The 20,270-nt window shown below is 64.3% G+C and carries 15 protein-coding genes; 11 read left to right on the forward strand and 4 right to left on the reverse strand.

What is annotated here, in order from left to right:
• Positions 1-42 precede the first annotated feature (42 nt).
• On the forward strand, positions 43-918 hold the full coding sequence (locus ACWGS8_RS07485) for an NAD(P)H-binding protein (protein WP_454580318.1): 876 nt from the start codon (positions 43-45) through the stop codon (positions 916-918).
• 12 nt (positions 919-930) lie between these two features.
• Here ACWGS8_RS07485 and ACWGS8_RS07490 read toward each other — a convergent pair whose 3' ends face one another.
• Complete coding sequence (locus ACWGS8_RS07490) at positions 931-3,420, reverse strand: mechanosensitive ion channel family protein (protein ID WP_454580319.1); 2,490 nt, start codon at positions 3,418-3,420, stop codon at positions 931-933.
• Between the two features lie 180 nt (positions 3,421-3,600).
• Between ACWGS8_RS07490 and ACWGS8_RS07495 the strand changes: the two genes are divergently transcribed.
• From ACWGS8_RS07495 to ACWGS8_RS07515, 5 genes are all read left to right on the forward strand, one after another.
• The gene (locus ACWGS8_RS07495; protein ID WP_454580320.1) at positions 3,601-4,860 is read left to right on the forward strand and encodes a sarcosine oxidase subunit beta; all 1,260 of its coding nucleotides are present in this window, start codon (positions 3,601-3,603) and stop codon (positions 4,858-4,860) included.
• 9 nt (positions 4,861-4,869) lie between these two features.
• Positions 4,870-5,166, forward strand: a complete 297-nt coding sequence (locus tag ACWGS8_RS07500) for a sarcosine oxidase subunit delta (protein WP_202350034.1) — start codon at positions 4,870-4,872, stop codon at positions 5,164-5,166.
• A complete protein-coding gene (locus tag ACWGS8_RS07505) occupies positions 5,163-8,171 on the forward strand; it encodes a sarcosine oxidase subunit alpha (protein WP_454580321.1) in 3,009 nt (1,002 codons plus the stop codon). The genes ACWGS8_RS07500 and ACWGS8_RS07505 overlap by 4 nt, the downstream gene beginning before the upstream one ends.
• On the forward strand, positions 8,164-8,751 hold the full coding sequence (locus ACWGS8_RS07510) for a sarcosine oxidase subunit gamma (RefSeq protein WP_454580322.1): 588 nt from the start codon (positions 8,164-8,166) through the stop codon (positions 8,749-8,751). Before ACWGS8_RS07505 ends, ACWGS8_RS07510 begins: the two co-directional genes overlap by 8 nt.
• Positions 8,752-8,985: 234 nt before the next feature.
• On the forward strand, positions 8,986-10,428 hold the full coding sequence (locus ACWGS8_RS07515) for an MFS transporter (protein WP_454580323.1): 1,443 nt from the start codon (positions 8,986-8,988) through the stop codon (positions 10,426-10,428).
• Positions 10,429-10,459: 31 nt separating this feature from the next.
• Here ACWGS8_RS07515 and ACWGS8_RS07520 read toward each other — a convergent pair whose 3' ends face one another.
• Positions 10,460-11,164 carry a nitroreductase gene (locus ACWGS8_RS07520; protein WP_454580324.1) on the reverse strand — a complete coding sequence of 235 codons (705 nt, stop codon included), beginning with the start codon at positions 11,162-11,164 and terminating at the stop codon, positions 10,460-10,462.
• Between the two features lie 225 nt (positions 11,165-11,389).
• On the opposite strand from ACWGS8_RS07520, the gene ACWGS8_RS07525 reads away from it, so the two are divergent.
• Genes ACWGS8_RS07525 through ACWGS8_RS07545 form a run of 5 tightly spaced genes read left to right on the forward strand, consistent with a single transcriptional unit; the run spans position 11,390 to position 18,942 of the window.
• A complete protein-coding gene (locus ACWGS8_RS07525; protein WP_454581245.1) occupies positions 11,390-11,932 on the forward strand; it encodes a helix-turn-helix domain-containing protein in 543 nt (180 codons plus the stop codon).
• A gap of 21 nt (positions 11,933-11,953) precedes the next feature.
• The gene (locus tag ACWGS8_RS07530; RefSeq protein ID WP_454580325.1) at positions 11,954-14,407 is read left to right on the forward strand and encodes a GcvT family protein; all 2,454 of its coding nucleotides are present in this window, start codon (positions 11,954-11,956) and stop codon (positions 14,405-14,407) included.
• Positions 14,404-15,309 carry a homocysteine S-methyltransferase family protein gene (locus ACWGS8_RS07535; RefSeq protein ID WP_454580326.1) on the forward strand — a complete coding sequence of 302 codons (906 nt, stop codon included), beginning with the start codon at positions 14,404-14,406 and terminating at the stop codon, positions 15,307-15,309. Before ACWGS8_RS07530 ends, ACWGS8_RS07535 begins: the two co-directional genes overlap by 4 nt.
• Positions 15,302-16,483: a pyridoxal phosphate-dependent aminotransferase gene (locus ACWGS8_RS07540; RefSeq protein WP_454580327.1), complete on the forward strand. Its 1,182-nt coding sequence runs from the start codon at positions 15,302-15,304 to the stop codon at positions 16,481-16,483. Before ACWGS8_RS07535 ends, ACWGS8_RS07540 begins: the two co-directional genes overlap by 8 nt.
• On the forward strand, positions 16,480-18,942 hold the full coding sequence (locus ACWGS8_RS07545; protein WP_454580328.1) for a GcvT family protein: 2,463 nt from the start codon (positions 16,480-16,482) through the stop codon (positions 18,940-18,942). Before ACWGS8_RS07540 ends, ACWGS8_RS07545 begins: the two co-directional genes overlap by 4 nt.
• Before the next feature lie 45 nt (positions 18,943-18,987).
• Here ACWGS8_RS07545 and ACWGS8_RS07550 read toward each other — a convergent pair whose 3' ends face one another.
• Together ACWGS8_RS07550 and ACWGS8_RS07555 are read right to left on the reverse strand one after the other, a co-directional pair.
• Positions 18,988-19,575, reverse strand: coding sequence for an NAD(P)H-dependent oxidoreductase (locus ACWGS8_RS07550; RefSeq protein ID WP_454580329.1), 588 nt, complete (start codon positions 19,573-19,575; stop codon positions 18,988-18,990).
• Positions 19,575-20,156, reverse strand: a complete 582-nt coding sequence (locus tag ACWGS8_RS07555; protein ID WP_454580330.1) for an NAD(P)H-dependent oxidoreductase — start codon at positions 20,154-20,156, stop codon at positions 19,575-19,577. The genes ACWGS8_RS07550 and ACWGS8_RS07555 overlap by 1 nt, the downstream gene beginning before the upstream one ends.
• Positions 20,157-20,270 lie beyond the last annotated feature (114 nt).

Genomic DNA, 20,270 nt, shown 5'->3' on the forward strand with positions numbered 1-20,270 from the left:
GGCATTCCTGAGGTTCCACTGGTCAGGATGAAGGATACGGGCATGTTTGTTGTGTTGGGCGCGGCAGGAAAGATCGGACGGGCCACGATTGGTGCGCTTCGCAGGCACCACGTTCCGGTCCGAGCCGTGGTGCGGAGCCCGTCGCACGCAGAGGAGTTCCGTGCGGTCGGTTGCGAGGCGGAAATTGCCGATCTGTGCGATACGCCGGCGTTGGCGCGGGCAACAAAGGGTGCCACCGCCGTTCAGGTCATCTGCCCGACCAGCGTCGGCGCCGATGATGCGCCGGCGGAGATGGAAGCCACTATCCGGTCCATCGTCGACGCACTCAATCAAGTCAGACCGGAAAGTATCCTGGCAATCTCGGACTATGGCGCCCAGCTTGCCGCCGGCACCGGCATAACCCTCACCTTTCACCATCTGGAAGCGCAGCTGGCGTCGGTACCGGCGGCGCTGACGGTGCTGCGTTCCGCCGAGCACATGCAGAATTGGAACCGCCTGGTCGGCCGGGCAATCGAGACCGGCGTGCTGCCGAGCCTGCACCATCCTGTGACCAAATCCTTCCCGACGGTGTCGGCCGGCGATGTCGGGCTGATGGCAGCGGATCTCCTCCTTTCAGGCAGCGGCGATGCGCTGCGCGTGGTCCACGCCGAAGGGCCAAACCGCTACAGCACGGCCGATGTGGCGCGAACGCTGGGTGACATCGCCGGCCGCGCGATCGTCGCCCGAGAACTGGCGAGGCAGGACTGGGTTCCTGCCCTCGTCGGCGGCGGCATCGGCACGAGCTACGCCGAACTGGTCGCCGCGATGTTCGACGCCCACAATGCCGGCCGCATCGATGTCGAGCACGGCGTCGGCGAAGTCAGGCGCGGCAAGACCGATCTGCGCGCGGCGCTGACGGCGTTGGTCGCGAGAAGCTGATGGGAACCGGCCCTAGTCCGGATCCGGCTTGCGCACCTTGCGTCCCGATTTGGCGAGCTTTTTCGCTTCGGCCGCGGCTTCCACCTTCGCCTGTTCCTGTTCGACGAAGTCGGCCTCGATCTTGTCGTCGTCTGTCGGCCAGGCCTTGGGCTTGTGCACCTCGACGACGGCACGCGGTGTCGACGGGATCTCGATATGCTGGTCGCTGAATTTCTCGAGCACGGCGAAGCGGACGTCGTTCTGCACGATGTTGCCATTCATCACATCGGCCAGGAACACACGGATCTCGAACTCAAGCGCCGCTGGTCCAAAATTGGAAAACAGCACGAAGGGTTCCGGGTTCTTCAACACCATAGGGTGGCTGCGGGCGATCTCGAGCAGGATGGCGTGAACCTGCTTGACGTCGCTGCCATAGGCGACGCCGACCTTGATATCGATGCGGCCGAGCTTGTTGCGATGCGTCCAGTTGCCGACGGCGTTGTTGATCAGGTTTGAATTGGGCAGGATCACCGATTGCCGCTGGAAGGTTTCGATCTCGGTGGCGCGCACGCTGATCTTCTTGACCGTACCGCTGACGTCGCCGGCCACGATCCAGTCGCCGACTTTGAACGGCCGCTCGGCCAGAAGGATCAGGCCGGAGACGAAATTCGACACAACATTCTGCAGGCCAAAGCCGATACCGAGGGAAAGCGCACCGGCGACCAGAGCCAGGCTGGAGAGGTCGATGCCGGCGGCCGAGATACCGACCAGCCCCGCCAGCGCCACGCCGGCATAGCCGACCGCCAGCCGGATCGAATTGCGCACGCCGGTATCAACCTTGCCGCGCGCCATCACCGAGCCGTCGAGCCAACCCTGGAACCAGCGGGTCAGGAAATAGCCGATGATGAAGACGACGATGCCCGAGAGGATGCCGGTGACCGAAATCGTCACCGAGCCGATGGTGATTCCGGTCGCCAGCTTGTAGGCCCAGGCCTGGATATCGCCGGGCTGGAACCCCCACATCAACAGGATCAGCGGCAAGAAAACCAGCACGATCAACAGGTTGATGGCAACACTGACGACAAGGCCGAGCTGATCGAGTGCCGTGTCCTCGTAGCTGGAATTGGTCGACAGCCAGCGCCCGACAGTGGTGTTGGCGAACGCCCCCTCCTCGCCGATCGCCTGCGCCGACAGGAAGCCGATATAGGCGGTGATCAGTGCAGTGCCGGTGACCACGACCTGCAGGGAAACGAACAGGGCAAGGCCGATATAACCAAGCAGGGCGGCGATGATGGTGAACAGGCCAAGCGCCAGCGCCAGATAGCGCAGCCATGCCGGCCATGGCCGCCAACTTCCGTCGCGTGCCCTGAACGGTCGCAGCATCGCCATCAGAATCAGGATGATGCCGACGACAATGGTTGCGACGAAACTGCGCGCAATGGTCAGCGACAGCGGCGAGCCCATCTTGTCGTTGACGACCGACAGGAAGGTGTTGACGCTGATGACGACCGCCATGGCGGTCGACAGGCGCACCAGCCAGCGCGCCGCCCCGGTTTCGACCGGGATGAGGCGCCAGTTCGGCAGCCGCGGCTCAAGCGCCGCATTGGTCAGCCGGTTGACGCAGAACACCACCCCGATGGCGGTTGCCAGCGCATTCAGAAAGACTCCTATGTCGCCGCGCAACACATTGTAATAATTGAACAAGAACACCGTGGAGGCGAGGAATACGCCGACCGCCAGGGTCGGCAGCAAGGTGGACCAGAAGGCCACCGACAAGCGGCTAAGATAGGACGGCTCTTCGTTCGCGGGATCGGCTTCGAACACCCGCCCGAACAGCCGCCGGCCGCCGACCAGCAGCACCAGCGCCAGGCCGAGCGCCACGAAGGTTGCCGCCAGGATGGGCTGGAACTTGAACTTGAACGCGAAGCTCAGCCAGGACGACACCGCCTTGTAAAAATTGGCGTATTCCTCATGGGCGTCGGAAAACACCTGCGGGCTCAGCGCATCCGACAGCACGTAGCGCTTGGTCAAAAGGTTGCGGAAGAGCGCGCTGCGCATATTGCCGATCTTGTCGACCAGCCCGCTGATGCGGATCGACAGGTTCTGCGCGCTGGCGACGACCGCGTTTATCTCGGCCTTTTCCGACGCCAGCGCCTGGCGCTCGCCGGTCACGATGTCGGGCTCCTGCGGCTGGCCTGCCGCCGGCGGCGGACCCAGCACCTCGATGCGATTGTTGATCTCGGTAAGTCGCGGACGGAACACCAGCGCACTGGTCAGTGCCGCCCGCGACAGATCCTCCAGTTGCAGACGGATATCCACCAGCGATGCATCGTCCTCGCCGTCCTGCTGTATTTTCTTCTCGAGATCGTCGGTCTTCGCCGTCAGGCCCTGGATGACTTTCTGCTGATCGGTGATCAGTCCGATGGAGCCCTGGCCAAGCGCCTGCGCCATCACCTCGAGCGAAGGCAACGCCGAAATGACCAGCGTGAAAACCAAAGCGAGGCGAAGCAATCTCAAAAGCATGACTATTGGACTCACCGGGGGCAAAGGCATTTAAAAACCTCTCCTTGATAAAGAGGGCCATATCGTGGGGCAAGCCGTCGCATCGCGGCGTCGGCCAGTCGAAAGGCCATGGCGCAATATTGGCTTTGCGGATGCGGCCTGCTCTATAGTCTGCCGCATCGCCCGAACCGGATGACAATGATGGCAGAGTACTCGGCCTTTTCGCTGCTTGCGAACGCGCTCAAGGGAAACAACGACTGGAAGCCGGCCTGGCGCAAGCCGGACCCGAAGGCTTCCTATGACGTCATCATCATTGGTGGGGGCGGCCACGGGCTGGCGACCGCCTATTATCTGGCCAAGGAGCACGGCATCACCAATGTCGCCGTGCTGGAAAAGGGCTGGCTCGGCTCCGGCAATGTCGGTCGCAACACCACGGCGGTGCGCTCGAACTATCTGCTGCCCGCCAACACCCGCTTCTACGAACATTCGATGAAGATGTGGGAAGGCCTGTCGCACGAGCTGAATTACAATGTCATGTTCTCCCAGCGCGGCTGCCTGAACCTGGCGCACACACCGGCGCAGTTCGACGACTATGCCAGGCGCGGCAACGCCATGCGCCATCTCGGCGTCGATGCCGAACTGATGACGCCGGCGCAGATCAAGCGCCTGATCCCGGCGCTCGACATCTCCGGGGATGCCCGCTTTCCCGTCGTCGGCGGCCTGATGCAGCGGCGCGCCGGCACCGCCCGCCACGATGCGGTGGCGTGGGGCTATGCGCGCGGCGCCGACCGGCGGGGCGTCGACATCATCGAGAATTGCGAGGTCACCGGCTTCCTGCGCGATGGCGACCGCGTCACCGGCGTCACCACGTCGCGCGGGGACATCAGGGCCAAAAAGGTGGCGGTCGCCGTGGCCGGCAGCACCGGACGCGTCATGCAGTTGGCCGGCGTCGAGACGATGCCGATCGAGAGCCATGTGCTGCAGGCCTTCGTGACGGAATCGCTAAAGCCCTTCATCGACACGGTGGTGACCTTCGGCATGGGCCATTTCTACATGTCGCAGTCCGACAAGGGCGGCCTCGTCTATGGCGGCGATATCGACGGCTACAACAGCTACGCCCAGCGCGGCAATTTGCCCATCGTCGACGAGGTGATGAGCGAGATGCTGGCGCTGTTTCCGGGCCTTGCCCGCGTGCGCATGCTGCGCTCCTGGGGCGGTGTCTGCGACATGTCGATGGATGGCTCGCCGATCATCACCACCGGCCCCCTGCCCGGTATGTATCTCAACTGCGGCTGGTGCTATGGCGGCTTCAAGGCGACGCCGGCCTCCGGCTGGTGCTTCGCCTGGACCATCGCCAAGGATGAGCCGCACGACTTCAACGCGCCGTTCACCCTCGACCGCTTCCACCGCGGCCTCGTCATCGACGACAAGGGCCAGGGCGCGAACCCGCGGCTCCATTAGGAACATCCTGTGCTGATCACCTGCCCCTATTGCGGCCCGCGCGACGTCATCGAGTTCACCTACCAGGGTGACGGCAACCGCGAGCGTCCAGATCCCGCCTCGCAGAATTTCGAGGCGTGGAACGCCTACGTCTATGACCGGCTGAACCCGGCCGGCGACCACAACGAGATCTGGCAGCATTCCGGCGGTTGCCGCGCCCATCTGCGTGTCGTGCGCAACACTCTGACGCATGAGATTTCGAGCGTCGCCTTCGTGCGCGGCGATCATACTTCGGCCGCGCGCCGCAAGGCGGAGGACAAGGCATGAGCCCGCGCCGCACCGACACCGGCGGCCGCATCGACCGGCTGAAGACAATCCGCTTCACCTTCGACGGCGTTGCCTACACTGGCCATGCCGGCGACACACTGGCCTCCGCGCTGCTGGCCAAGGGCGTCACGCTTTTCGGCCGCTCGTTCAAATACCACCGCCCGCGCGGCCTGCTGACCGCGGGCGTGGAGGAGCCCAATGCGCTGGTGACGGTGCTGAAGGGCGAGGTGCGCGAGCCCAACATCCCCGCGACCATGGTCGAGATCCATGACGGGCTGGTCGCGGTCAGCCAGAACCGCTTCCCTTCGCTGGCCTGGGACATCCATGCCGTCAACCAGCTCGGCGGCAAGATCCTGTCGGCCGGCTTCTACTACAAGACCTTCATGGGGCCGGTGATCGGTCCGCTGAAGGGCACGCGTTTCTGGATGTTCTGCGAGCATTTCATCCGCCGCGCCGCTGGTCTGGGCAGCGCCGGATCGGCGAAGGACCCCGCCCGCTATGAGCGCATGAATGCTTTTTGCGACGTGCTGGTGGTCGGTTCCGGCCCGGCCGGCCTGATGGCCGCCAAGGCCGCCGCCGATCAGGGCGCTCGCGTCATGCTGGCCGACCTCGAACCGCGTTTCGGCGGCTCGACCAACTGGTCGGCCGAAACCATCGACGGCGCGCCGGCCGCCGATTGGGCGCGCCGCACCGTCACCCAGCTCGAAGGCCGCGACAATGTCCGGCTTTTGCCGCGCACCACGGTGTGGGGCTATTACGACAACAACACGCTTGCCGCGCTCGAACGGGTCAGCGACCACAAGGAACAGCCCGCCAAGGGTGAGCCGCGCCATCGCTATTGGGCGATCCGTGCCAGATCGGTGGTGCTGGCCACCGGCGCCTTCGAACGGCCGCTGGTCTTCCCCGGCAATGACAGGCCGGGCGTGATGTTGGCGCATGCGGCGGAACGCTATGCCAACGAGTTCGGCGTGCTGCCGGGCGAGCGGATCGCGCTGTTCACCAACAATGACAGCGCCTATCGCGCGGCCGTCGGCTTGAAGAAGGCCGGTGCGGCGATCGTCGCGATCGCCGACGTCAGGTCCGAGATTTCGCCAGAGATGCGCAAGCTGGCCACGGAGGCCGAGGCCGAGATCTTTGCCGGCCATGCCGTCGTCGCCACCGAGGGCGGCAAGGCACTGTCCGGCATCAAGGTGCAGCGTTTCGACATGGTCACCGGGGCGCTCACCGGCGATGAACGAAGCATCCATGCCGACTGCCTGCTGATGTCGGGCGGCTGGTCGCCGACCATTCATCTGGCCAGCCAGGCCGGCGCCAAGGCGCAATGGAATGCCGCACGCCAGGCTTTCCTGCCGCCGAAGCCGACGCAGCATTGGCCAACACGGCAGTGGATTGGAGCCGGCGCTTTTACCGGCAGTTTTTCCACGGCCGAGGCCATCGCCGAAGGCCGCGCCGCCGGCCTTGCAGCGGCCGGTGGAACGAGCACGCCGGCGGCGTTGCCCACGGTCGAGGCCGTGCCCGGCGACCCCGATCCGGCGCCCGTCTTCGAGATCAGGGCCACAGGCAAAAGTTTTGTCGACTTCCAGCACGATGTGACGGCTGAAGACGTGCGCCTAGCGCATCGCGAGGGCTTCGTCTCGGTCGAGCATCTCAAGCGCTACACCACGCTCGGCATGGCGACCGACCAGGGCAAGAGCTCCAACGTTCCCGGCCTCGCCATCATGGCCGAGGCGCTGGGCAAGCCGATCCCGGAAGTCGGCACGACGCGTTTCCGGCCGCCCTTCGCGCCGGTGTCGATCGGCTCGCTGGCGGCCGAACGCTTTGGCGACCTCAAGCCCGAGCGGCTGACGCCGATGCATGACTGGCATGTCGCCAACGGTGCGACCATGTATTCCGCGGGCCTCTGGTACCGGCCGATGATCTACGGGCTTTCAGGCGAAACGATCGAGCAGGCCTATGTGCGCGAGGCCAAGGCGACGCGCGAAAGCGCTGGCATCGTCGATGTCTCGACATTGGGCAAGATCGCCGTGCAAGGCCCCGATGCCGCGGCCTTCCTCGACCGCGTCTACACCAACATGTTTTCGACGCTCGCCGTCGGCAAGGCGCGCTACGGGCTGATGCTGCGCGAGGACGGCTTCGCCTTCGACGACGGCACCACCTGGCGGCTCGGCGAACAGGATTTCCTCATGACCACCACCACGGCCAATGCCGGCAAGGTGATGCAGCATCTGGAGTATTTTCTCGACGTGATCTGGCCGGAGCTGAAAGTCCACGTCACCTCGGTGACCGACGAATGGGCGGGCGCCGCGATCGGCGGCCCGAAGGCCCGGCAGATCCTGGCCGCCTGCGTCACCGGCACCGCGGTCGACAATGCGACACTGCCTTTCATGGGCATCGTCCATGGCCAGATAGCGGGCGTGCCAGTGATGATTTGCCGGCTTTCCTTCTCCGGCGAGATGGCCTTCGAGGTCTATTCCGGCGCCGGCCACGGCACCCTTGTCTGGGAAGCGCTGATCGAGGCTGGCAAGCCGTTCGGCCTGGTCACCTATGGGCTCGAGGCGCTGGGCACGATGCGCATCGAGAAGGGCCACGTCACCGGCGCCGAGATCGACGGCCGCACCACGGCACGCGACTTGCATCTCGACTGGATGCTGTCGAAGAAGAAGCCGTTCATCGGCTCGGCCATGATGGACCGCGAAGGCCTGATCGCGTCCGACCGTCTGGAACTGGTCGGCCTGATTGCGCTCGACAACCGGCCGCTCAATGGCGGCGCGCACATTGTCGAGGCGTTGGATGAAGCCAATCCGCATGGCTCGATCGGCCACATCACCGCCTGCTGCTATTCGCCGGCACTCGGCAAGCACATCGCGCTGGCGCTGGTCGAGGGCGGCAAGGCACGACACGGCACGCGAGCCCATGTCTCCGATCCCTTGCGCAACAGGTTCGGACCGGTCGAGATCGTCTCCAACCATTTCTACGATCCTGAAGGGACCCGCATGCATGGTTGAGCGCCAATCCCCCCTCGAGCCGGAGTTTCATGTCGGTTCGCATGGCAATTTCGAGCATGGCGTCGAGATCATCCTGACCGAAACGAGGCCGGGCTCGATCGTGCAGCTCGCCGCCTGGCCGGGCGAAGAGAAGAAACTGATCGCGGCCATCCGCACCGTCACCGGGCTGGCGCTGCCCGACGGCGCCGGCGGCGGCTCGAGCGACGGCGTGAAATCGGTGTTCGGTTTCGCGCCGGGAAAATTCACCGTGACCGACGAGGCCGAAGGGCTGGCCGCGGCTTTTGCCAAGGCGGTGACGCCCTCCATCGGCACGGTAACGGACCTGTCGCATGGCCGCACCGCCATCCGCATCGCTGGACCGAAGGCCGAGTGGGTGCTGGCGAAATTCTTCGCCATCGACTTCGCGCTGCCGGCCTTCCCGGTCGGCGCCGGCCGCTCGACCACGCATCACGACGTCTTCGCGCAAATTCAGCGCACGGGCGCCGACCAGTTCGACATCTACGTCTTCCGCTCCTTCGCACGTTCGTTCTGGAAGGCGCTCTGCCATGCCAGCGAGGAAGTCGGCTACGAAGTGCAGTAGAGCAACTCCAGGAAAAGTGTGAAACGGTTTTCCGTCCGGAGTTGCGTCAAAACAAGGAAGCGGGGGCGGCTTATAGCCGTTTCGCCCCCCGCTTCTGGCCTCAATGCCGGCTGGTTCTGCCGCTAGAGAATCGCGCCGCCGGCGGCCATGGTGGAACAACGTGGCCGCCAGATCGGCCCAAGGGATAAAAATCCCGTCTCAGGCTCGGCACATTCGTTTGGTTCGAACATCCCCATGACCGCAGAACTATCCGCCGGCGCCACGGATCGCGCCGATGTGTCGGCCAGAGCCTTGCTCCTGCTGCCGCTGACGGTCGCCTGCGGCGTGTTCATGACCAGCCTCGACCAGAATGTCGTGGTGACGGCGCTGCCCGGCATCGGCGAAAGCCTTGCCCGCCCGCCGAGCCAGCTCGGTCTGCTGATCACCGTTTATGTCGCCAGCCTGATCATCTCGATGCCGCTCGGCGGCTGGGCCGCCGACCGCTTCGGCCTGCGCAATGTCTACTGCTTTGCCTTGCTGGTGTTTGCCACCTCGTCGGCGCTCTGCGGCCTGTCGAACGATATCTGGACATTGGTCGGCGCCCGCGCGCTGCAGGGATTTGGCGGGGCGCTGATGGGCACGCTCGGCCAAGTCGTCATCCTGTCGAGCTTTCCGCGCAACCGCACGCTGAAGATCAACATGTATATCTCGGTGGCGAGCCAGACCGGACCGCTGGTAGGACCGCTCGTCGGCGGCGCGCTGACCACCTACATTTCCTGGCGCTGGATCTTCTTCATCAACGTCCCGTTCGCGCTGGCGGCGGCAGTCCTTGCCGCCTCGCTGTTTCCGACGGTGACCAAGCCCGTTCGCACGCGGTTCGATTTTCCGGGCTTCCTGCTGGTCGGCAGCGGCATGATCCTGCTGGTGTTCGGCATGGACTCGCTGGCCGCCAAGGACGCCGGCGGCGGCATGATTGCCGGCGAACTGGCGCTGGCGGTCATCATCCTGTCGATTGCCTCGCTCTATTGCCTGCGCGTGCCCAGTCCCCTGCTCGATCTAAAGCTCCTGCGCATCCGCACCTTCCGCATCTCCTTCCTCACCGGCGGCGGGCTGGACACGATCGGGCTGAGCTCAGTCGCCTTCCTGCTGCCGCTGATGTTCCAGCTCGGCTTCGGCATGAGTGCGGTGCAGGCGGGATCGCTGACTTTCGTTGCCGCGCTCGGCTCGGTGATCATGCGCTTCTTCATGCCGCGCGTCCTCAACCGGTTCGGCTTCCGCCGCGTCCTGGTCTTCAACACGCCTGTCGTTGCCGCCATGGTCGCCGGCTTCGCCTTGATGCAGGCGACGACGCCGGTGTGGATCGTGCTTGGCTATATCTTTGCTTTCGGCGTCTTTCGGTCCGTCCAATGGGCCTCGACCGGCAACCTCGCCTATTCCGACATCGCGCCCGACCAGCTCGCCCGCTTCAGCGCGCTCTACTACATCCTCTGGCAGCTCGGGGTGGCGGTCAGTGTCGGCCTGGCGGCGGCCATGCTGTCGTTCCTGGCCGGCGGCGGGCCTGCCGTGACCAATGATTTCCGGATCCTGTTCGCGATCGAGGGCGTCATCACGCTCTGCGCGCTGCTTGCCTATCTCAAGCTGACGCCGCAGGACGGCGCCCATGTCAGCGGCCATGGCATGCAGATGAATACGGAATAGCCGGCAAGCGCCGCCAGGTCGGGCAGCCGCTCTATTCGCTGAACGTCACCCACTCTTCCAGCGGCACGCGGTCGGTGCGGAAGGCGTTTTCCGGTTTGGAGGTGTCCTCATAGCCGAGCGCCATGCCGCAAACGACGATCTCCTCGTCGGGAATGTTGAGCACCGGCCGGATCTGCCGGTGATAGGGCGCGAAGGCCGCTTGCGGGCACGTATGCAGGCCCCTGCCCCGCGCAGCGACCATGATGTTCTGCAGGAACATGCCGTAGTCGATCCACGAACCCTGGTTGAGGCGGCGGTCGATGGTGAAGATCATGCCGACCGGCGCGTCGAAGAAGACGAAATTGCGGTCGTGCTGCGCACGCATCTTGTCGACCTCGCGGCGGCCGATGCCGAGCGCGCCATAAAGGCCGAAGCCATTGGCGCGCCGCCGCGTCAGATAAGGTTCGAAGAACTGCGTTGGATAGTAGCGGTATTCGTCCCAGTCGGCCTTTTCGGCGCGGATACCGGAATTCAGGATGGCATCAGAGATCTGTTGCTTGGTCTCGCCCTTGGTGACGTAGACCCGCCATGGCTGCATGTTGGTGCCGGACGGCGCGCGCGCCGCAACTGCCAGAATGTCGCGGATGGTGTCGTCGTCGATCATGTCGGGCAGAAATGCGCGCACCGAACGGCGCGACACGATCGCCTCGTCGACGATCTCGGCCTCATCCGCGATTCGAGCCTTCTTTTCCAACATGGGCCGTCCCTTAGCCATTGCGTCGATCGGACGTCCCCACTCGCCGCTCGCGGCGGAGCCTTTGCATGAACCGTCAAAATCCTGCAAGCAAATCTTGAGCATTGGTGAAAATCTACTTGATTTTTTCATGAGTCTGATTTCTCATGAAATTCGAATTGAAATTTTCATGAAGTGAGCGTTTTGGCGTCTCCTACCGCACGAACATTGCAGGAACCTGACGAACGCGTGCTGGCCGGCGATATCCGCGCGCTACGCCGGGCGCGCGGGCTGACGCTCGTCGACATCGCGCTGAAACTCGGCCGTTCGGTCGGCTGGGTCAGCCAGGTCGAACGCGGCCTGTCGACGCCGTCGCTCAGCGATCTCAGGGCGTTTGCCGAATTGTTCGGCGTGCCGATCAGCCTGTTCTTCAGCCATGACGTGCCGGTCGAGAGCGAGCGCGGCGTGGTGGTGCGCGCCGGCAGGCGCCGCACGCTTGGCACCAGCGAATCCGGCCTCGTGGAAGAACTCCTGTCGCCCGATCTCGGTGGTAGTTTCGAGATGGTGCGCTCGATCTTCGCGCCGGGCGCGGAAATGAAGACCGAGCAATTGCGGCCGACCGAGGAAGCCGGCTATCTCGCCTCGGGTATTTTCGAGATCGAGATAGCTGGTATCTGGCACCGGCTCGGCGAAGGCGATTCCTTCCGCTTCGAAGGCAAGCCCTATCGCTGGCGCAATCCAGGCACCGAGCCGGCGGTTGTCATCTGGGTGGTTTCGCCACCGGTTTATTGAGTCAATTTCTGGGAGACGAAGATGGCGGGTTTGCCGAGCACGGCGCGCGTGGTGATCATCGGAGGTGGCGTCGTCGGCGCCTCCTCGCTCTATCATCTCGCCAAAGCGGGCTGGACCGACTGCGTGCTCCTGGAAAAGAACGAGCTGACATCGGGCTCGACCTGGCATGCCGCCGGCAATGTGCCGACTTTCTCCTCGTCCTGGTCGCTGATGAACATGCAGCGCTATTCGACCGAGCTATACCGAGGCTTGGCGGACGCGGTCGACTATCCCATGAATTACCACGTCACCGGTTCGCTGCGCCTTGCCCATACGAAAGAGCGCATGCAGGAATTCCAGCGTGCCAAGGGCATGGGCCGCTATCAGGGCATGGATATCGACGTGGTCGGCGTCGACGAGATCAAGCGCCGCTACCCCTTCATCGAGACGCACGACCTGAAAGGCGCGCTCTATGACCCGAGCGACGGCGACATCGACCCGGCGCAATTGACCCAGGCACTGGCCAAGGGTGCACGTGACCTGGGTGCGAAAATCATCCGCTTCTGTCCCGTCACCGGCGTGCGCCGCGAGAAGGACGAATGGGTGGTCACCACGCCGCAAGGCGAGATTCGCTGCGAAATCGTCGTCAATGCCGCCGGTTACCGTGCCGCCGAGGTCGGCCGGATGTTCGGCCGCGAAGTGCCGATGATGGTGATGAGCCACCAATACATCCTGTTCGAGGAAATTCCTGAACTCGCCGCATGGTCGAAGGAACAGGGCAAGAAACTGCCGCTGCTGCGCGATGTCGATACGTCCTATTACCTTCGCCAGGAAAAGGCCGGCATGAATCTCGGCCCTTATGAGCGCAATTGCCGCGCGCATTGGGCCACTCACAACGATCCGATGCCGGAGGATTTTTCCTTCCAGCTTTTCCCTGATGATCTCGACCGGCTGGAACATTACCTCGCCGACGCCGTCGCCCGCGTGCCGATCCTGGGCACCGCCGGCCTGTCCAAGGTTATCAACGGACCGATCCCCTATGCGCCGGATGGCAACCCGCTGATCGGCCCAATGCCCGGTGTTCCCAACGCCTTCGAGGCCTGCGTCTTCACTTTCGGCATCGCCCAGGGCGGCGGCGCCGGCAAGGTGCTGGCCGAATGGATCACCCAGGGCCAGACGGAATGGGATATGTGGTCCTGCGATCCGCGCCGTTTCACGTCCTTTGCCTCGGCGCCGGACTATTGCGTCGCCAAGGGCATGGAAATCTACGGCAATGAATACGCCATCCAGTTCCCGCGCCATGCCTGGCCGGAAGGGCGCGACCGCAAGCTTTCGCCGATCCATGACCGCATCAAGGCGCTGGGCGGACGTTTCGACGCCTACAATGGCTGGGAGCGCGCCACCTGGTACGCGAAGGACGGCGACGACATTTCCGAGGAAGCCACGCTGACCTTCCGCCGCGACGGGCCCTGGCAGCAACGTGTGCGCGAAGAGTGCCTGGCGGTGCGCGACGCCGCCGGCATCCTCGACCTGCCCGGCTTCTCGCGCTTCAACCTCGAAGGCCACGGCGCCGCCGAATGGCTAAGCTTGCAGGTCACCGGACTGGTGCCGAAGCCCGGCCGCATCGGCCTCGTCTATTTCGCCGACGACAAGGGCCGCATCGTCACCGAAATGTCCGTCGTGCGCCACGACGAAAATGTGATGACGCTGATCACCGCCGCCGTCGCGCAATGGCATGATTTCGAATGGCTGAAATCGCGCATGCCCAAGGACGCGCCATTCAAGCTGATCGACCGGACCGAGGAATTCTCCACCCAGATCCTGGCCGGCCCCAATTCGCGAATGATCCTCGCCGCTGTCTGCGACGCCGACCTCTCCTTGCCGTGGCTGACGCATCAGGAAACCAAGATCGCCGGCCGCTGGGCCAAGCTCGTGCGCGTGTCCTTTGCCGGGGAACTTGGCTGGGAAATCCACTCGAGGGTCGACGACACGGCCTCCATCTTCGACGCCGTCTGCGCGGCGGGACAACAGCATGGCCTGAAACCGTTCGGCATGTACGCGCTGGATTCGCTCAGGCTCGAAAAAGGCTACCGCACCTGGAAGGGCGACCTGTCGACCGACTATTCCATCCTGCAGGGTGGGCTCGAGCGTTTCGTCAAATGGGAAAAGCCCGATTTCCGTGGCAAGGCAGCGCTTCAGAACGAGAAGCAGCAAGGCATGAAGAAGCGCTTCGTCACGCTGGTCTTGGAAAACCCCGGCGATTGCGACGCGCCCTACATGTCGACGCTGTGGCATGGCGGCCAGATCGTCGGCGAGACCACGTCAGGCGGCTGGGGCCATCGCATCGACAAGTCCATCGCGCTCGGCATGCTGCGGATGGATTTGACCGAGCCCGGCACCTCCGTCGAGGTCGAAATCTTCGGCGACCGTTTCCAGGCGGTCGTACAGAAGGACGAGCCGCTCTGGGATCCCAGGAACGAGAGGCTGCGCGCATGAGGAAAATCATCCTCACCGATGGTGGCATGGGCCAGGAACTGGTCCGGCGCAGCAAATCTGAGCCGACGCCGCTGTGGTCGGCCAGGGTCCTGATCGACGAACCCGATCTGGTGCGCGGCCTGCATGCCGAATTCATCCGCGCCGGCGCGGGTGTGATCACCATCAACACCTATTCGGCGACACCTGAGCGCCTGGCGCGCGAGGGTGCCGAGGACCTGTTCAAGCCGCTGCAGAAGCGCGGAATCGAATTGGCCAGGCAAGCGTGTGAGGAAGCCGGCGAGGCAGCGATCGCCGGCTGCCTGTCGCCGCTTTTCGGCAGCTACGCCCCGGCGCTGACCATTTCCTATCAAGAGACGCTCGACATCTACCGCCGTATCGTTGCCGAGCAGGCGGATGGCGTCGATCTCTTCCTTTGCGAAACCATGGCCTCGGCCGATGAGGCGCGCGCGGCCGTCACCGCGGCATCGGAGAGCGGCAAGCCGGTCTGGGTGTCGTGGACGCTCGCCGATCACGGCGCGCCGCGGCTGCGCAGCGGCGAAACGATAGCCGCCGCGGCAAGCGCGCTCGAAGGTCTGCCGATAGCGGCGCGGCTGCTCAACTGCTGCCGGCCGGAAGCGATCGCCGCCGCCTTGCCTGAACTGATCGACCTTGGCGGCTCGGTCGGCGCCTATGCCAATGGCTTCACCTCCACGGAGGCCCTCAAACACGGCGGTACCGTGGATGTGCTGCACGCCCGCCACGACCTCGGGCCGGACGCCTATGCCGAGCAAGCGATCGGCTGGGTGGAAGCGGGTGCTGACATCGTCGGCGGCTGCTGCGAAGTCGGACCGCCGCACATTGCCGCGCTGCGCGATCGACTGCAGCAGGACGGTTACGAAATTTCGGGGATTTTGCATGCCTAGACCATCGTCGCGCATCTCCGGCATCGTGCCTTCGGGCAAGGATGGCTGGGAGGTTCATTTCGCCGCCTGGACCCGCAAGGAAGCCGGCGAGGACATCATCATGCTGTCGGTCGGCGATCACGACTTCGACACGCCCTCGCAAACGATCGAGGCCTGCGTGACCGCGGTTCGCGGCAGCAATCACCATTACACGCCGCTTCCCGGCCTGCCGCGCCTGCGCCAGGCAATGGCGGCCGCCTCCAGCGCCTGCACCGGCGTAGAGACGACGCCCGATCAAGTCATCGCCACGCCGGGCGGCCAGGCCGCGCTTTATGCGGCCGTGCAGGCCGTTCTCGACCAGGGCGACCACGCCATCGTCGTGGCGCCGTACTATGCCACCTATCCCAACACATTCAGCGCCGCCGGCGCCAGTTTCACCGTCGTCGAGACGCCGGCCGATGATGGGTTTCAGCCCCGCGCCGACATGATCCGCGCGGCACTCAAGCCCAACACGCGCGCCATCCTGATCAACACGCCGAACAATCCGACGGGTGCGGTCTATTCACGCGAGCGGCTGGAACAGCTGGCCGAAATCTGCCGCGAGCATGATCTCTGGCTTTTGTCGGATGAGGTCTACTGGACACTGGGGGGCGGCGAGCATGTCTCGCCACGCTCGCTGCCCGGCATGGCCGAGCGCACGCTGGTCATCAATTCCATGTCCAAGAGCCATGGCATGACCGGCTGGCGCATGGGCTGGCTGACCGGTCCGCAGGATATGATCACGCTGCTCATCAACCTCAATCTGGTGACGACTTACGGCCTGCCGGCCTTCATCTCGATCGCCTGCGCCGAGGCGCTGGAGAAGCACTACGGCGTCAAGGACATCGCCGAGCGCTATGCGGCGCGCCGGACCGTGCTGCTGGATGCAGTGCGCGGCATGAACAATGTCAGCGTGCGCGGTTCCGAAGGCGGCATGTATGTCATGCTCGACATATCCGATGTCGAACCCGACGACGAAAAATTCGCCTGGGCACTCCTCGACAAGGAGAAGGTCGGCGTGATGCCCGGCTCCAGCTTCGGCGAAGCCGCCGCCGGCCACATCCGCATCAGCCTCTGCCAGCCGGAACCCGTGCTGCAGGAAGCGGCCGCCCGGCTGCGCCGTTTTGCTTCCACCTATCGCCGCGAGGCCGCATGACCAAGGCCATTCCCACCAAAGCCATTCCTACCAAAGCGAGGGCGGTGATCATCGGCGGCGGCGTTTCCGGCTGTTCGGTCGCCTACCATCTGGCCAAGCTCGGCTGGACCGACATCGTGCTCTTGGAACGCAAGCAGCTGACCTCGGGCACGACCTGGCATGCCGCCGGCCTGATCGGCCAGTTGCGCGGCTCGCAGAACATGACGCGGCTGGCGAAATATTCGGCCGACCTCTACGTCAAGCTGGAAGCCGAGACCGAGGTCGGCACCGGCATGCGCCAGGTTGGCTCGATCACGGTCGCGCTGACCGAGGAGCGCAAGCACGAGATCTACCGGCAGGCGTCGCTCGCCCGCGCCTTCGATGTCGACGTTCGCGAGATTTCTCCCAACGAAGTCAAGGAGATGTATCCGCATCTCAACGTATCGGACGTGGTCGGCGCCGTGCATTTGCCGCTCGACGGCCAGTGCGACCCAGCCAACATCGCCATGGCGCTGGCCAAGGGTGCCCGCCAGCGGGGTGCTGCCATCGTCGAGAACGTGAAGGTCACCAAAGTCCATACCAGGGCGGGCCGCGTCACCGGCGTGTCGTGGGCGCGGGGTGACGAAAAGGGCATGATCGAGGCCGACATCGTCGTCAACTGCGCCGGCATGTGGGCGCGCGAACTGGGCGCCCAGAATGGCGTCACCATTCCGCTGCACGCCTGCGAGCATTTCTATCTCGTCACCGAGCCGATCCCCGGCCTCTCCCGCCTGCCGGTGCTGCGCGTGCCGGACGAGTGCGCCTATTACAAGGAAGACGCCGGCAAGATGATGCTCGGCGCCTTCGAGCCGGTGGCAAAACCCTGGGGCATGGACGGCATCCGCGAGGATTTCTGCTTCGACCAGTTGCCCGAGGACATGGATCATTTCGAGCCGATCCTCGAAATGGGCGTCAACCGCATGCCGATGCTGGCGACCGCCGGCATCCACACCTTCTTCAACGGCCCCGAAAGTTTCACGCCGGACGACCGCTATTATCTTGGCGAGGCGCCGGAACTGCGGGGCTACTGGATGGCGACCGGCTACAATTCGATCGGCATCGTCTCCTCCGGCGGCGCCGGCATGGCGCTGGCGCAGTGGATCAATGATGGCGAAGCCCCTTTCGACCTCTGGGAAGTTGACATCCGCCGCGCCCAGCCGTTCCAGAAGAACCGCCGCTATCTCAAGGAGCGTGTCTCCGAAACGCTCGGCCTGCTTTACGCCGACCATTTCCCCTATCGGCAGATGGCGACATCACGCGGTGTGCGCCGCTCGCCGCTGCATGAACACCTGAAGGCGCGCGGCGCCGTGTTCGGCGAGGTCGCCGGCTGGGAGCGCGCCAACTGGTTCGCACGGGAGGGCCAGGAGCGCGAATACCGCTATTCCTGGAAGCGGCAAAACTGGTTCAACAACCAGCGCGACGAACATCTTGCGGTTCGCAACAAGGTCGGCCTGTTCGACATGACCTCGTTCGGCAAGATCCGTGTCGAGGGCCGCGATGCCTGTGCTTTCCTGCAAAGACTGTGCGCCAACGACATGGACGTGGCCCCGGGCAAGATCGTCTATACGCAAATGCTCAACCAGCGCGGCGGTATCGAGAGTGATCTCACCGTGTCCAGGCTCTCGGATACGGCCTACTTCCTCGTCGTTCCGGGTGCCACGCTGCAGCGCGATCTGGCCTGGCTGCGCCGGCATGTCGGCGAGGAGTTCGTCGTCATTACCGATGTCACGGCGGCTGAAAGCGTGCTCTGCCTGATGGGTCCAGATGCGCGAAAGCTGATCCAGAAAGTAAGCCCCAACGATTTCTCCAACGAGAACAACCCGTTCGGCACGTTCCAGGAGATCGAGATCGGCATGGGGCTGGCCCGCGCGCACCGCGTCACCTATGTCGGCGAACTCGGCTGGGAACTCTATGTCACGACCGACCAGGCCGCCCATGTCTTCGAGGCGATCGACGAGGCCGGCGCCGATGTCGGCCTGAAACTCTCTGGCCTGCACACGCTGGATTCTTGCCGCATCGAAAAGGCCTTTCGGCATTTCGGCCACGACATCACCGATGAGGACAATGTGCTGGAAGCCGGCCTCGGCTTCGCGGTGAAGACCGCCAAGGGCGAGTTCATCGGCCGCGATGCCGTGCTGAAGAAGAAGGACGCCGGGTTGAACCGCCGGCTGGTGCAGTTCCGGCTGAAGGACCCGCAGCCCCTGCTCTTCCACAATGAAGCCATCCTGCGCGACGGCAAGATCGTCGGCCCGATCACCTCAGGCAATTACGGCCACCATCTCGGCGGCGCCATCGGGTTGGGCTATGTGCCCTGCCACGGCGAGAGCGAGGCCGATGTGCTGGCCTCGTCCTACGAGATCGAGATCGCTGGCGAGCGGTTTGCGGCGGAAGCCTCGCTGAAGCCGATGTACGATCCGAAGGCAGAACGGACGAAGATGTAGCATCCTTTTCCTTCTCCCGTTTGCGGGGAGAAGGACGCTAATCCCTCAAAACCTTGCCAGCTTCGTCCGAACCTTCGCCAGAAACGCCGCCCGCGTCTTTGGCGTCGATGCGTCCATCAGATAATGCGCGAGGAAGAACGTCTTGCAGCGTCTCGCGCACAGTGCCCGCATACCGCGCAGCAGGGTCTTGCGTCCGGGCTGGCCGACGACGACGCTCCACCAGGTCGGCGCGCCGCAGGTGGTGATCACGCCGACCTTGGTGACATGCGTCATCAGCGATTTGATCCGCCCCTTGCCCGCCGGCAGTTTGAAGGCGACGTCCGTCGCCCATACTCGGTCGAGCCAGCCCTTCAGCATCGCCGGCAGCCCGTACCACCAGGTCGGATAGACGAACAGGATTGCTTCGGCCCAGGTGAGCAGCTCGAAATGCGGCTTCAGCGCCGGGTCCTGCGGCGCCTGGTCATTGTAGAAGCGCCGCTCGTCGCAGCCCATCACCGGGTCGAATTTCTCGGCATAGAGGTCGAGCAGCCGCACCTCCCAACCCTTGGCCTTGAGCACATCCAGAGCGGTATCGCGGATTGCGGCGCAAAAGCTTTCCGGCACCGGATGGCAATAGACCACGAGGACACGCATCAGAATGCATCCATGCTCGCCGCGACCTTCGTCATGAAAGATTTTCGCGTTTGGTCGGTCGACAGATTCATCGCGTAGTGCGCGAGGTAAGTCACCGGGGCGCCGGGCTTTACGGTGGCGCGCAGCATGCGCTTGATCAGCCTGCGTGGCGGATCGCCCATCACAATGGCGCGGAATCGGCTGCCGCCATAGGTGGTGACGGCCGCGACCTTCCTGATGTTGTGCAGCGACGGCTGCACCTTGCCGTCGACGAGCCTGAACGACACACCGGGCAGGAAGACGCGGTCGAAAAAGCCCTTGAGGATAGCTGGGAAGCCGTAGTTCCAGACCGGATAGGAAAGCACCAGCGCCTCGGCCCGCAGCAGCCGCTCGACATAGGCCGCCGCCGGGTCCGCGGCGCCGCGCCGGTTGTGATAATCCAGCCTCTCCTGGCGCATCAGCCGCGGGTCGAAATCCTCGGCATAGAGGTCGCAGTCATCGACATCATGGCCCGCCGCCATCAGCCGCTCGACGATCAACCGGTGCAGGCCGGCATTGAAGCTGGTCTCGACCGGATGGGCGTAGAGGACGAGGATGTTCAAGAGAGGACATCCCGCAGGTCAGCGCGAAGCACCCCCCGGCGAAGCGAACAATCTCCCCCCTTGAGGGGGAGATGGCCGGCAGGCCAGAGGGGGGTGCAGCGCCACGCGTTCGTC

Source organism: Mesorhizobium sp. 43Arga, from assembly GCF_053714255.1.